This is a genomic window from Microbulbifer sp. SAOS-129_SWC (genome assembly GCF_039696035.1).
Classification (GTDB): domain Bacteria; phylum Pseudomonadota; class Gammaproteobacteria; order Pseudomonadales; family Cellvibrionaceae; genus Microbulbifer.
In genome coordinates, this window is record NZ_CP155567.1 from 3,306,722 (window position 1) to 3,319,014 (window position 12,293).

Consider the following 12,293-nt stretch of genomic DNA (forward strand, 5'->3'; position numbering starts at 1 on the left):
CGTTTTTTGAAGCTTCTGTTGCAGCGTGCTGCGCGGGCGGGACTAGTCCCTGACCCGCTCGAGCTGCTCGAATCTGGACACGCTGCCGAGATAGTTCTCCCAGCTGCTCGCCAGCGCGTCGGTCTGGTACCGACGGTACTTTGCCCGGTCGAGCCAGAACACCGTGGTGCGCGCGCGGCGCAGGTCGATCGGCGGCAACTTCTCGATCGCCGCCGGGCCGCTGCTGAATACCGAACCGGCGCGGGAATTCTGGATCATGTCGCTGACGATCGTCAGGCTCACATCCTCGGCGCGCGGGTCTATCCGGTCCAGCGAGGCCACATCCGACAGCGCCTCGTAAATCGGCGACACCGGCTGCGCGTGACCATTTACCGCCCGCGCGATGGCCGCCTCCAGCGGTTGTTCGAAGCGCTCGCGGTAGAGATCCTCGACGAAGGTGCGGTTGGCGGTAAGGCTACTGACATCCTCGGCCGAGCGCGGTTTGCACAGGTCAATCACCGGATCGGAGAGGCCGTTGTAATGATCGTCGAGCACGAAGATCGAGAAGCGGTCGTTCTCCTTTGCCGAGGTCAGCAGGCCGGAGATGTGCCGGCGCAGGAAGTGGCGCTGGTGCGCCGACAGCGCGTCCGACACATCGATAATCAGTAACTGCTGGGCGTGGCGGGGCAGGGATTCATTGCACAGGGTGTGCTTGTCGTACTGCTTTTCCGGCGAGCGGATCACCCACAGTACAAAACACAACAGGGTGATCAGCAACGCCGCCCCGGCAGCGAAAATGACAATGCCCTTTTTGTCCTCGGGCGAAAGGCCGCGGCGATAGGTCTTCATCACAATCCGCTCAAACCGTGGTCCCGCTCGATACTGCCGACCAGCTCGGCCAGCTCCCGCTGCACGGCCTCGCAGCGCGCACCGATCTCCTCCACAGCAGTGGCGTAAACGCCGTCGAGTTCCTGCAGTACCTGCTCGAAAGCCGCCAGATCGCGCTTGTGCTGTTCCAGGCCGGTGGTATTGAGCCGCGGCAGCTTGTCCAGTTCAAAGCGCAGCAGCTTGCCGAAATAGGCCGCACGCCGGTTCATCATGCGCGCCGCGTGGGACTGGTAATAGAGGATCAGCTCGTCGAGCAGGCCCTGGGCCTTGACGATATCTTCCTCGTAGTGGCTGTGAATTTCCTCGCTGCGCTCGATACTGGATTTGAAACCGATAAACTGTGCTCGGATCGCCTTTTCCTTGTCCGCCAGCACCCGCTGTTCCGCTTCGGCGAGCTGATTGAATTCCTCGATGGCCGCCTCGCAGCCGTCTGCCCAACGCCCCTGCAGTTCGCGCACCCGGCGGGTAATGGCCGTATAGCCCGGATAGCGGTCGTCGACAGCGAAAAATTTCAGCGTCAGCAGAACCAGCGCGATGGCACTCACGATTACCATGATCCAGGCGTTGAAATCGTGAATGCCGGCCGGGTCGCCCCACAGGTTCAGCACCGCCAGTTTGGAGGCCAGCTGCGGGTTCATTTCCAGCGCCTCGCGGTAGTGGCCGACACCGAAGACGAAGGCGGTGGCGAAAGCGGCGATGCCGGCAAACGCGGTGACCGACAACAATTTGCGCAGCGGGTTGCGGTGAAAACTGTTGCGCAGCGCGAAGGCGGCGAAGGCGGCCAGCCCGAGGTTGACCAGCGAGATGATCAGCGCCTGCAGAAAGCCGCCGGCGAGCCCCAGCTCGCTGCCCTTGGACAGGAAAAAGGAATTGAGGGCGGTCTCGAAAATAACGATGAAAAAGATCACCGCGTAGTGAAAGATACGCGACTCACGAAAATCCGCCTCGCGGGTAAGGCCATTTTTGTGGCGAAAGATCTCCAGGTCGGTGCGCACCGCAGCCAGTTCCCGCGCGTTGCGCTTCAGCTCCTGGGCCAGAATCGCGAAGCGGCTGGCAATGGTTTTGCGCACATGCTGCTCGGCATTGCAGATATCCAGATACAGCTGGCGCAGGCCGACTTCGTTGCGCGCCGCCACCTGCTCGTCGAGCTGCGCCTGGCGGTCGCTGTGCACCTTGCCGACGATTTCCCGCACGACATAGGAGCGCAGGCTTTCCTCGCTCTCGGTGTGGCTGTCCCGATCGATCTCGGGAATCCCCGATTTCACATCGCGCTCGACGCGCTGCTCGATTTTGAGCGCAGAGATAGCGGCCTTGATTGCCGGTATTGCAGTCATAACTTCACCTGTTAACTACCCGGCAGTCCAATAGAACGACCCTGATCTATTCGACTGTCGCCGTTGGAATAACAGGCCATCGCGTGGAATTACTGCTATTCCAAAGGCTCCTATCGACCTACAACAGGCGGCGCCCATGTGCAAACAGGTGCCGACTGGTGGCCGGCGGCAGCAACTCCGTTTACCGCCGGATGAGCGAAATGAAATTCCTTACCTTTGAGAATAGCCGGTGCGCCGGCGCGCCGTTGCCGATGCGACAAAGCGTTGCCGGCGCCAGCGGCGCCGTAGCAGACAAATAATTGACCGAGGGAAAAAGGCGAACAATTCAGCGCCAGAATGCGACTGGCGACAGGGAAGGATACGGCGGACGGATGCCGCCGCCGAAGGATTACTCGCCGTCGTGTGGCGGGCGCATGGGCGCGCTATACGGAAACTGGGTCACTTTGTCGCCCTTTACTTCCACAATCTTGCCGGTGCCCTCTTTCTCCACCTCGTCGATACGCACGATGCTGTGCATGGGGATATAGGAGCGGGTTACCGAGGCGAACTCGCCCTTGAGCTTCTCCTCACTGGGATCCACCACCAGCTGCGCCTTCTCGCCAAACACAAACTCCTCCACCTCGATAAAGCCATACATCTCGCTCTGGTATATGGCCCGGGCGTAGAGTTCGTACACCTGGTTCTGGTTGTGGAAAATGACTTTGTAGATCGGGTTGGCCATATGAGTCTCGAAAAAGGGGGAGCCCCACCACAATTCTAATCCGGGGGCTGGAAAAAGCGCGGAAGGTTAGCACCTCTCACCCGGGCGCGTCTATGCAGTGCCGGGCCGGGTCGCTATAATGCCCCACCCTTTCAACTGACCAGTTTTTAACCAGGCGCGCTATGTCCGAATCCACGCCCAAATCCGCGGTGAAAAAGCTCTATATCAAGACCCACGGCTGCCAGATGAACGAGTATGACTCCGCGCGTATGCGCGATCTGCTCGGCGAGTCCCACGCCATGGTGCCCACCGATGATCCCGAAGACGCGGATGTGCTGTTGGTCAACACCTGTTCTATCCGCGAGAAGGCACAGGAAAAACTGTTCCACCAGCTGGGCCGCTGGAAGCACCTGAAGGAAAAAAATCCCGATCTGGTGATCGGCGTGGGTGGCTGTGTGGCCAGCCAGGAGGGCGAGGCCATCGCCAAGCGCGCGCCCTACGTGGACCTGATCTTCGGCCCGCAGACCCTCCACCGCCTGCCGGAAATGATGGAAACCAAAGAACAGAAGAACGGCGCCGTAGTCGTGGACGTGAGCTTCCCGGAAATCGAGAAGTTCGACCGCCTGCCACAGCCGGAGGCGGAGGGCGCCACTGCGTTCGTTTCGATCATGGAAGGCTGCTCCAAGTACTGCACCTTCTGCGTGGTGCCCTACACCCGCGGCGAAGAGGTCAGCCGCCCGGTGGCGGATGTGCTCGAGGAAGTGGCGCACCTGGCGGACCAGGGTGTGCGCGAGGTCAACCTGCTGGGCCAGAACGTCAACGCCTACCGCTCGCCCGGGGACGACGGCCAGATCGTCGATTTCGCCGAGCTGATCACCTACGTGGCCGCCATCGATGGCATCGACCGCATCCGCTACACCACCTCGCACCCGGTGGAGTTCTCCGACGCGCTGATCGACGTCTACGCCGAGGTGCCGGAACTGGTGAACCATCTGCACCTGCCGGTGCAGAGCGGCTCCGACCGCGTGCTGATGGCGATGAAGCGCGGCCACACGGCGCTGGAGTACAAGTCCAAGATCCGCCGCCTGAAGCGGATTCGCCCGGATATCTGCCTGTCTTCCGACTTTATCATCGGCTTCCCCGGCGAGACCGAGAAGGACTTCGAGGACACCATGAAGCTGATCCAGGACGTGGGCTTCGATATCTCGTTCAGTTTCATCTACTCCGCCCGCCCGGGCACCCCGGCCGCGGACCTGCCGGACGATACCCCGATGGAGGTAAAAAAACAGCGTCTGCAGCTGCTGCAGCACCGCATCAACCAGCAGGCGGCCGAGATCGCCCGGCGCATGGTGGGCAACACCGAGCGGGTGCTGGTGACCGGCGTGTCCAAGAAGGACCCGGGCCAGCTGCAGGGCCGCACCGAAAACAACCGGGTGGTCAACTTCCGCTGCGACGAACTGGCCCTGATCGGCAAGTTCGCCGATGTCGTGATCGAGGAAGCGCTGCCCAACTCGCTGCGCGGCACGTTGATTGCCTCTGAGCTGGATGGACCACTGGACTGAATTTGGGGCGCCTCCCAAGAGAGCTTCTTAAGCGGACCTTGGGCGGCACTGCTACCGGGGGCCCTTCACGGGACACGCCGTGAATACATCCCTGTAGGCTTGCCGTCCGGATCCCTCCGGCCGACAGTCCCGTAAAGGGCCCCCGGTACCAGCGCCTCAAAATCCTGCCCCGGTATTCTTTTCCAACTGCGGATTCGCCCAAGAACAGAGCTCGGAACTTGGCCTGAAGGTCTTGCTGCCGGGATTCGTTTGCGGGACCGTACGCGGCCATGGATGGCCGCGTCCGAGCGCACAGGGACGTGCTTGTAGCGTGTCCCGCAAACGAATACCGGTAGCAGGACCGCTCCGAACGGGCTTACGCAGCACTTTGAAAATACCCAGGCAGGACCACAAGAGTCCCCAAACGCCACACAGTTGTAATACCAACCTGTTATAAAAGGTTTATAAGGTTAGAACCCATTCGTCACACCCACCCCTTTCCCCTACTGGGAAAATGGGTATACCCTAGCAATGAAAGTCTCAGCTAAAGGTGCCGGAAACCAATTTGGAAACACAAACTCTCGCTCACAGTATCACCCTGGAGCCCAACGACGCCCGCCGCCTGGCCAACCTCTGTGGCCAATTCGATCAACACCTGCGCCAGATTGAACAGCGATTGGATATCGAGATCCGCAATCGCGGCAATCAGTTTGCCTTTTACGGTGAACCCAAATCCGCCCGCGCCGCCGGTGAAGTGCTGAGTTTCCTGTATAAGGAAACCGACAGCAGCGATCACCTGACGCCGGACGAGATTCACCTGGCCCTGCAGCAGTCCGGGGTTGAGGAACTGATGGCCGGACAGGGACAGGGTGGCGGCAACACCGAGGGTGACCAGGTAGTCCTGATCCGCACCAAGAAATGCTCGGTGCGTCCGCGCGGCCTGAACCAGCGCAAATATGTGCACGCGGTGCAGACCAACGACATCAACTTCGGTATCGGCCCCGCCGGTACCGGCAAGACCTACCTGGCGGTGGCCTGCGCCGTGGAGGCGCTGCTGAAGGACGAGGTGGAACGCATCCTGCTGGTGCGCCCGGCGGTAGAAGCCGGCGAGAAGCTGGGCTTCCTGCCCGGCGACCTGAGCCAGAAAGTCGACCCCTACCTGCGCCCGCTGTACGACGCCCTCTTTGAAATGCTCGGTTTCGAGACCGTCGGCAAACTGATCGAGCGCAATGTGATCGAGGTGGCGCCGCTCGCCTATATGCGCGGCCGCACCCTGAACAACGCCTTCGTAATCCTCGACGAGAGCCAGAACACCACCCGCGAGCAGATGAAGATGTTCCTGACCCGGATCGGTTTCGGCTCCACTGCCGTGATTACCGGTGACCCCAGCCAGATCGACCTGCCGCGCGGCCAGGCCTCCGGCCTGCGCCACGCCATCGAGGTACTGGGTAACGTGAATGGCATCAGCTTCACCCACTTCGGCGCCAAGGACGTGGTGCGCCACCCGCTGGTGCAGCGCATTGTCGAGGCGTACGACGCCCATGAGGCGCAGCGCGAGGCCGAGCGCGAAGCCCTGGCGGCCAAGCGGGGCGAGGACGCGGCCTGAGGCCGCGCTCCCCGCACCCGGAAGTCCCCCGATGAGCGAATTGACCCTCGACGTGCAGCGCGCCAGCGACTGCCCCGGCCAGCCCTCTGACGAACAGATCGGCACCTGGGCCGGCGCTGCCCTGCGCGGCCGCCGCGACACCGCCGAACTCAGTGTGCGCATTGTCGACGAGGCCGAGAGCCGCGAACTCAACCACCGCTACCGCGGCAAAGACAAACCCACAAACGTGCTGTCCTTCCCCGCCGACCTTCCCAAGGACCTGGATTTGCCCCTGCTGGGAGATCTTGTAATCTGTGCGGCCGTTGTTGCCCGGGAAGCGGACCAACAGCGCAAAGCCATCGATGCACACTGGGCACATATGGTGGTCCATGGCACACTGCATCTTCTCGGGTACGACCATGTCGAAGACGCGGAAGCGGAAGTCATGGAGCGCCTGGAAACGGAATTGCTCGCCGGCCTCGGGATCGAAGATCCGTACCGACCCGCCGAGACCCGCGAATGACCCGCCAGCCCTGTTGAGCGGCGGTGGACACCCACTACAGTAAAGACGAGAGAACAGCGGAGCATGGCCACATCCATGACCACAGACGAACCACCAAGTAGTCACTCCAGCAAGCCCCGATCGGGAGAGAAGAACTGGCTGGAGAGGCTGTTTAGTGCCTTTTCCACCGAGCCGAAATCCCGCGACGAGCTGCTGGATATCATCAAGGACGCGGCGGAAAACCAGCTGGTTGACGCCGAAGCGCTGTCCATTATCGAGGGTGCGCTGGACGTCTCCAGCCAGCAGGTGCGCGAGATCATGATTCCGCGCTCACAGATGGTCGTGGTGAGCCTGCAGGACAAGCCCGAGGAATTCCTGCCCAAGATCATCGAGTCCGGCCACTCCCGCTTTCCGGTGATCGGTGAAAGCATCGACGACATCCGCGGTATCCTGCTGGCCAAGGACCTACTCTCGCTGGTGCTCAAGGGTGTGGAAAACTTCCGCCTGGAAGACATCATCCGCCCCGCCAATATCATCCCCGAGAGCAAGCGCCTGAACATCCTGCTGCGGGAGTTCCGCGAGAACCGCTACCACATGGCGGTGGTGATCGACGAGTACGGCGGCGTCTCCGGAGTCGTCACCATCGAGGATATCCTCGAGGAGATCGTCGGCGAGATCGAGGACGAGACCGACGAGGAAGAAGGCGACAGCTTCATCCGCAAGGTCGGCGACAACGACTTTATCGTCAAGGCGCTGACCCCGATCGAAGACTTCAACGAATATTTCGAGTGCGAGCTCAGCGAAGAGGAGTTCGACACCGTCGGCGGACTGATCATGCAGTCTTTCGGCCACCTGCCCGGGCGCGACGAAGTCACCCACCTGGGCCGCTTCATGTTCCGCGTTCTCTACGCCGATAACCGCCAGATTCACCTGCTGCGGGTCAGCCGGCTGGAGAAAGCGGCGCAGGAAGATAGCTAGGGGCGTAGAATTGAGCAACGTGATGCGCAGGCCCTGATGCCGCTGGCCGGTTGTGAAACGATTGCCGGCGAGGCTGTTGAACAAGCGGCCAGCGGCGTCAGGGTCGCCCCGGAACAGGTTCACGAATCCGGCCTGCCGAGCGGCAACAGGTTGCTGCAAAGACAAAGATTTAGACGAAACCAGTAAATGCGCAGACTTTTGTTTTCCCTCGCCAGCGCCGCCGCCGGCGGATTGCTGACTCTCTCCTTCGCCCCGTACGATCTATGGCCCTGTGGGCTGCTGTCGCTGAGCCTGTTTGCCTGGCTGTTGCTGCGCGCCGCCAACCGGCGCCCGCTGCCCGGCCGCAGCGCCCTGTGGCTGGCGTTCTGTTACGGCTTTGGCCTGTTCGCCAGCGGCGGCTCCTGGGTGTATATCTCCATCACCCACTTTGGCGGCTCCTCGGTGCTCCTCGGCCTGCTGCTGACCGGTGCGTTTGTGGCCATCATGGCGCTGCTACTGGCGCTACCGTTTTACTTCCTCGGCCGCTTTACCGATCACAGCATCAGCTTCGCGCTCGCCTTTCCCGCCCTGTGGTTTATCAGCGAATGGCTGCGCAGCTGGATCTTTACCGGCTTCCCGTGGCTGTTTGCCGGCTACGGCCATATCCACACCTGGCTCGCCGGCTGGGCACCGGTGCTGAGCGTCTACGGTATCGGCCTGTTACTGGCACTAACCGGCGCCGTTCTCGCACTCCTCGCGGGCGGCCGCCTGCGGCCGCTCGGGCAACCGGCGCATATCGCCCTGCTCACCGCCGCAATACTGCCCTGGCCCACCGGCCTGCTGCTGCAGCAGATCCACTGGACCCAAGCGGAGGGCAAAGCCATCGAGGTGGGTCTGGTGCAGGCCAATATTCCCCAGGAGAAGAAGTGGCTGCCGGCGTTCCGCGGCGAGACCATCTCCCGCTACCAGCGCGCCACCCGCGAGCTGAGCGACAGGGGCGTGGATGTCATCATCTGGCCGGAGGCGGCACTGCCGCTGCTGTACCACCGCGCCCCCAACCTGATGCAGGCACTGCAGCGCAACGCCGAGCAGACCGGTATCGACCTGATCAGTGGCCTGCTCTACGACAGTCCGCCGCAAGCCGGCCATCCCGGCCGCCTCGTCATTCACAACTCCGCCGCCGTGTTCGGACGCAGCCCGCACGTCTACCACAAACGCCACCTGGTGCCGTTTGGGGAATATGTGCCGCTGGAACAGTGGATCCGCGGCACCATCGAGTTTTTCGACCTGCCCACGTCATTTATCCGCCCGGGCCCCGAGGACCAGCAACCACTGCACGCCGGCGGCGTCAGCTGGGCCCCGCTGATCTGCTACGAAATTGTCTATCCGCGCCTGGTGGCCGGCAGCGCGCTGTCGGCCCAGGTGCTGCTGACCATCAGTAACGACGCCTGGTTCGGCGACTCCATCGGCCCGCTGCAGCATATGCAGATGGCGCAGATGCGCGCGCTCGAAACCGGCCGCTATCTTGTGCGCGGTACCAATACCGGCGTCACCGCGATCGTCGATCCCCGCGGTCACATCCTTGAGGAGCTGCCGCAATTCGAGCGCGCCACCCTGGTCGGCAAGGTCACCGCCATGGTCGGCAACACCCCGTTTATGCTGGCCGGAATCTGGGCCGTGTTCGCGCTGGCACTGCCGATGCTGGCGGCAGCCACACTGCTGCGCCGCCAGCGGATACCGCGCGCCACTGCGCCGCTGGCGGGGGAAATTTCCGACTAATTCGCGCGATCGCCCGCCCCGGCGCCAATTTCTGCCGCACTCGGCGTAAACTGCAGAAATATTGCGACAAGCGCCCGCCGGATCCGTCACCGCGGGCGCCGACTGCTATGCTCGTGAAATCAATGAATCGTCGGCAAGGATGCCCTCACCTATGCATTGTTTGATCAGCGGCGGCACCGGCCTGATAGGTCGACTGTTTTGCCAACAGTGGCTGGCGCGGGGGGATACCCTCTCGGTGCTGAGCCGCCGCCCGGACAAGGTGCACAAACTGTGCGGCGAGGCCGCGCGCGCCTGTCGCGACCTGCAGGAGGTCGAGGGCCAGGTCGATGTCGTCGTCAATCTGGCCGGCGAGCCCATCACCCACCGCTGGACCGAAAGCCGCCGCACCGAGATGCGCAACTCCCGCCTGCAAATCACCGATCTGCTGGTGCGCTGGTCGCTGTCCCAGGCGCAGCGTCCGCGCTATTTTCTGTCCGGCTCCGCAGTAGGCTACTACGGCGATCGCGGCGGCGACTTGCTGCGCGAAAATTCCCCCCCTGGCGGTGGCTTTGCGGCACAACTGTGCCGCGACTGGGAAGCCGCCACGCTACCACTGCAGCAGGCCGGCATCTGTGTCGGCACCATGCGCACCGCCATCGTGCTATCCACCCGCGGCGGCGCCCTGGCACAGATGCTGCCGGCGTTCCGCCTCGGCGTCGGCGGCCCGATGAGCTCCGGTGAGCAGTGGATGAGCTGGATTCACGAAGACGATATCGTCGGCCTGATGCTGCACGCCATCGACCGCCACCTGTGCGTGCCCTTCAATGCCTGTGCTCCCGAAGCGGTCACCAACAACAGTTTCGCACGCCTGCTGGGCAAGCAGCTGCACCGTCCGGCCCTGCTGCGCACACCGGCCTGGCTGCTGAAATTGATGTTTGGGGATATGGCAGAGGAGCTGTTACTGGCAAGCCAGAAAATGGAGCCGCGCACCGCGCTGGACAGTGGCTACACCTTCCAGTTTCCAACCCTGGAGCTGGCCCTGGCGGACCTGCTGCATAAAAACGGCCACGCCAGGAAGGCGCAGGCCTGACATTCAGGCGCAAGCGCCCGCGACGCGACGGGCAAACACCGGGTTTACCCGCCTACACGCCACTTAGGCAGCTTCTACTCTGCGGTTCAAGGCCTCAGCCAGGTAACGGCGACCGGATTCTCCCGTCACTTCTTCCACGCGGCACTCCATCGGCGCCGAGCCCACCCACTGGGCATGCCAGCGGTACCAGTGACGCTCTTCGCCCGCCAGGCGCAGCTCCACAAAATCGACATCCGCCGGACTGAGGCGAAACTCGCGCACAATCTGCCCGGCAAAGGTTTCGAAATTTTTGCTGATCTGCGCGCTGCCATCGGTACCCGCGCACAGAAAGACCAACTCGCGGCCGTCCTGCACAATGCGGCGAAAACCGATCCGCACCGGGCGATTGAGCCGGTTGTGTAATTGAATGGGGGAAAGGGATGCAGGGATGCCCGTCATCTCGGAATTACCTCTTTTATTCTTATTTCGCCCACAGTCACTTCTCCAAATCGACAGTTTGCAGAGGGACACCTGCGCGGGCGTCCGCCATCTTAGGCCCCTCGGCGGGACTGAACAAGAACGTTGCGTGACCGGGATCGCGGCTGCGGCCAACACCTTCCCAGATCCACTGCCTCTATGAGCCGCCGCGCGGACATTGGTTCCGCACCGGCGGCAGTGGCCGCCAGTAGTACCAGGCTCGCGCCAGCAATTCGCGCCAGTAAACCTGGGTGCGCAGCATCGCCGCGGCACTCGGCAACCAGCGCAGCAGGCCGCCCTGCGCCCGCGGCAGTAGCTCGTTGGCACTGCCCACCGGCAGCGGCTGCACCTGCAGCCCGGCGCGGGCAAACAGGTCTGCGGCGCGCGGCATGTGCCACCAGTGGGTGACCAGAATCACACTCTCGACGCCCGAATCGTGCAGCAGTGCCGCCGTATTCACCGCGTTTTCCGCCGTGGTACGGCTGCAATTCTCGCGCCAAGTGACCGCTCGCTGAAAATTTTTCTGGAGCAGATCCGCCATCAGATCCGCTTCCGGCGCCTGCTCGCCGTGGTATACACGGCCGCCAGCCACCAGCAGAGGCAGCTGTGCCGGCGCTTGTTGCGCCGCCGCGATCACCCGCTCGAGGCTGGCCGCGGACAACCTTTCGTTACCGGTTTTCTCATCCCGGTAACGGCCGCCACCCAGGATCACCACCGCCTGCGGCACCGCCTCCGACTGCCGCGGTGCGCGCCCCAACTGCTGCCCCAGCCAAGCGGAAAACGCCGGTGTCGCACAGATCCACAGCGCGGCGAACGAGAGGATAGCCACGGGCAGTGACAGTCTGGCGACAGCGGTGGGAACGGGAAAGCACCACAGGGCAAAAGCCAGCAGCAGGCCCAGCAGCGGTGCCAGCGGCGGCATCACCAGGGACGTCAGGGTCGCGTGCCATTCCATGTGTCGTGCCGGCCGCCTAGTCTTCCAGGCCGCCTTCGATCTGGCGGAAACAGCCGTAGCCGCAGCGGTGGCAGGGGGTGATCTGGCTGCCGGCGGGCGGCAGCGCGCGATAGCCACAGCCGAGACACTGCAGCTCCTCACCGCCCTTGACGGTCTCCCCGGCCAGCGCCCAGGGGCGTCCCTCGCGGATGCAGCGCATCAGGTTGGGCCACGCCGTCTCGGTGGGGTCAGCCGCATCCAGCAGCCAGTCCCCGGCGCGTTCCTCCAGCGTCTGTAACTCACCCCCGAGGCCGCGCAGATAGTCGCCGGCGCGATGCAGGTCATCTTTTAACCAGGCGCGCAGGAAAGCCACTTTGTTCGCCGTGAGGTCCTCTACCGCCAGCTCTCCCTCCACCAGCTTCTCCAGATCGCTGCGAATCTCCTGCGCCAGATCGCCTTCCGGCGGCAACTTCGGTTCCTTCGTCATGCCATCCCTCCTATAATTCCGCGTTTGCGCATCTTAGCCGGTGCGCGCGGCGCTGTCCTTGATCCCGGTCAAGTAGACGCCA

The 12,293-nt window shown here is 62.9% G+C and carries 12 protein-coding genes; 6 read left to right on the top strand and 6 right to left on the bottom strand.

Annotation, left to right across the window (positions count from 1 at the left end; genetic code table 11):
• Positions 1-42 precede the first annotated feature (42 nt).
• The 3 genes from ABDK11_RS14355 to ABDK11_RS14365 form a co-directional block, all read right to left on the bottom strand.
• Entirely contained in the window at positions 43-828 is a 786-nt protein-coding gene (locus ABDK11_RS14355; protein WP_346837199.1) for a hypothetical protein, read from the bottom strand.
• Positions 828-2,201: a hypothetical protein gene (locus ABDK11_RS14360; RefSeq protein ID WP_346837200.1), complete on the bottom strand. Its 1,374-nt coding sequence runs from the start codon at positions 2,199-2,201 to the stop codon at positions 828-830. Before ABDK11_RS14360 ends, ABDK11_RS14355 begins: the two co-directional genes overlap by 1 nt.
• Positions 2,202-2,589: 388 nt before the next feature.
• On the bottom strand, positions 2,590-2,922 hold the full coding sequence (locus ABDK11_RS14365) for a DUF1820 family protein (protein WP_346837201.1): 333 nt from the start codon (positions 2,920-2,922) through the stop codon (positions 2,590-2,592).
• Positions 2,923-3,083: 161 nt separating this feature from the next.
• On the opposite strand from ABDK11_RS14365, the gene miaB reads away from it, so the two are divergent.
• The 6 genes from miaB to ABDK11_RS14395 all read left to right on the top strand — a co-directional run bounded on the left by miaB (position 3,084) and on the right by ABDK11_RS14395 (position 10,334).
• Positions 3,084-4,463, top strand: coding sequence for a tRNA (N6-isopentenyl adenosine(37)-C2)-methylthiotransferase MiaB (miaB, locus tag ABDK11_RS14370; protein WP_346837202.1), 1,380 nt, complete (start codon positions 3,084-3,086; stop codon positions 4,461-4,463).
• A 544-nt stretch (positions 4,464-5,007) separates the two neighbouring features.
• Positions 5,008-6,048 carry a PhoH family protein gene (locus ABDK11_RS14375; RefSeq protein WP_346837203.1) on the top strand — a complete coding sequence of 347 codons (1,041 nt, stop codon included), beginning with the start codon at positions 5,008-5,010 and terminating at the stop codon, positions 6,046-6,048.
• A gap of 31 nt (positions 6,049-6,079) precedes the next feature.
• Positions 6,080-6,550 carry an rRNA maturation RNase YbeY gene (gene ybeY / locus ABDK11_RS14380; RefSeq protein WP_346837204.1) on the top strand — a complete coding sequence of 157 codons (471 nt, stop codon included), beginning with the start codon at positions 6,080-6,082 and terminating at the stop codon, positions 6,548-6,550.
• Positions 6,551-6,613: 63 nt separating this feature from the next.
• Complete coding sequence (locus ABDK11_RS14385; RefSeq protein WP_346837205.1) at positions 6,614-7,507, top strand: transporter associated domain-containing protein; 894 nt, start codon at positions 6,614-6,616, stop codon at positions 7,505-7,507.
• Between the two features lie 186 nt (positions 7,508-7,693).
• Positions 7,694-9,265, top strand: coding sequence for an apolipoprotein N-acyltransferase (lnt, locus tag ABDK11_RS14390; RefSeq protein WP_346837206.1), 1,572 nt, complete (start codon positions 7,694-7,696; stop codon positions 9,263-9,265).
• Between the two features lie 151 nt (positions 9,266-9,416).
• Positions 9,417-10,334 carry a TIGR01777 family oxidoreductase gene (locus ABDK11_RS14395; RefSeq protein ID WP_346837207.1) on the top strand — a complete coding sequence of 306 codons (918 nt, stop codon included), beginning with the start codon at positions 9,417-9,419 and terminating at the stop codon, positions 10,332-10,334.
• 63 nt (positions 10,335-10,397) lie between these two features.
• On the opposite strand, the gene ABDK11_RS14400 is transcribed toward ABDK11_RS14395, so the two are convergent.
• From ABDK11_RS14400 to ABDK11_RS14410, 3 genes are all read right to left on the bottom strand, one after another.
• Positions 10,398-10,772, bottom strand: a complete 375-nt coding sequence (locus ABDK11_RS14400) for a hypothetical protein (RefSeq protein WP_346837208.1) — start codon at positions 10,770-10,772, stop codon at positions 10,398-10,400.
• Between the two features lie 175 nt (positions 10,773-10,947).
• Complete coding sequence (locus ABDK11_RS14405; protein WP_346837209.1) at positions 10,948-11,745, bottom strand: YdcF family protein; 798 nt, start codon at positions 11,743-11,745, stop codon at positions 10,948-10,950.
• 16 nt (positions 11,746-11,761) lie between these two features.
• Positions 11,762-12,211: a hypothetical protein gene (locus ABDK11_RS14410; RefSeq protein WP_346837210.1), complete on the bottom strand. Its 450-nt coding sequence runs from the start codon at positions 12,209-12,211 to the stop codon at positions 11,762-11,764.
• Positions 12,212-12,293 lie beyond the last annotated feature (82 nt).